Genomic DNA, 1,298 nt, shown 5'->3' on the forward strand with positions numbered 1-1,298 from the left:
GCAACGTTCCAAAGCACGTTAAGCATCAATTCGCAATACCGCCTCCTTTCCCGATTGCTCATTGCTTTCACGACACTTTCATCACAGGATAATTCGCAAAATTGGTCTATGTCGAGCCTTGCTGCATAGGCTAAAGGGTTGAACCAGTGCATCGCATTGATAAAAAGCATTAATAATTTTAACCAGATATCACAGCGCTTCCAGTGGGTCAGTTCATGAAGAAAAACGCATTGCAATTCGTCTGTAGAAAGTTTTATATCAGGCAAAATAATGTAGGGCTTAACAATACCGCAAAGAAAGGGTGTTGTTATGTACGGGGAAATATATACGGGAATTTGTTCCCTTATACCCATCTGCTGTTTACACTTTGAAAGTACTTCTAAAATCCGAGTATCATCGGTCATAAAGCAGACTTTGAAAATGCGCCGCTTCAGATTATAGTACTGGACAAGAATTACAATTATAAATATCAAAGTTCCGGTCATCAAGATGTATGGAAAAGCTTTATAGTAAACGAAAAATCCGGTATTGCCATTTTGCTGAGGTATACCACCGGAAGAAAAGTCAAAAACAATGAGCGGATTTAATTTAAGAATAGAGGATAAATTAAGCCACGACATCCATCGATGATACGGTATCAGAAAAAACATATATAAAGCTATACCGGTGTAATAGTGCCATGCCGCCGAAAAGTATTTCAGAGTTATCACACTCAAAATTTTAAAAATCAGGTATATCCCTCCGGCTACGACCGACATGATAAACAACTGATCGTAAATGTTATTCAATTTAAACACCACCTATTCTTTCAGGCGTTTCATAATGCTTTCAATGTCTTCTTTCGTTAAGTCGCCATTCTCAAATAACGCGGTTATAAAGCCCAATATTGAGCCTTTATGAACTTCGTTTATGAATTGCTTTGTTTCAAAATACCGGTATTCTTGTTCCGTTATACAAGGTTCATAATAATTGGCCTTCCCAATCCTGGTTGCTTTAAGTATTCCCTTTTTTATTAAACGGCCTAAAAAAGTAACCACTGTATTTTGCTTCCATATCTTTCCTTCGGGTAAGTTCTCCATGATTTCCGAAGTTGTAACCGGGCGCCCGGATCTCCAAATATACTCCATAATCTTCCTTTCCGCATCAGATATCCGCTGCAGCTTTTTCACGAGAATCTCACATCCTTTAATCTACATATTGTAGTTTAATTTTATTCTACATTATGTAGGTAAATGTGTCAATAATTTATCTTCTTTTGATTTTAATAGGAGTTGCTCAGTTAATTGAAAAATTAAATG

At 36.8% G+C, this 1,298-nt stretch carries 2 protein-coding genes; both read right to left on the reverse strand.

The features are described 5' to 3' along the window. On the reverse strand, positions 1–788 hold a 788-nt coding region (locus tag BUB66_RS11800; protein ID WP_143156290.1), incomplete at its 3' end, for a M56 family metallopeptidase. Positions 789–800: 12 nt separating this feature from the next. Next, positions 801–1,169, reverse strand: coding sequence for a BlaI/MecI/CopY family transcriptional regulator (locus BUB66_RS11805; protein WP_073258738.1), 369 nt, complete (start codon positions 1,167–1,169; stop codon positions 801–803). Between the last annotated feature and the right edge of the window lie 129 nt (positions 1,170–1,298).

Origin of the sequence: Caldanaerovirga acetigignens, from assembly GCF_900142995.1 — a bacterium.
GTDB classification, from domain to species: domain Bacteria; phylum Bacillota; class Thermosediminibacteria; order Thermosediminibacterales; family Thermosediminibacteraceae; genus Fervidicola; species Fervidicola acetigignens.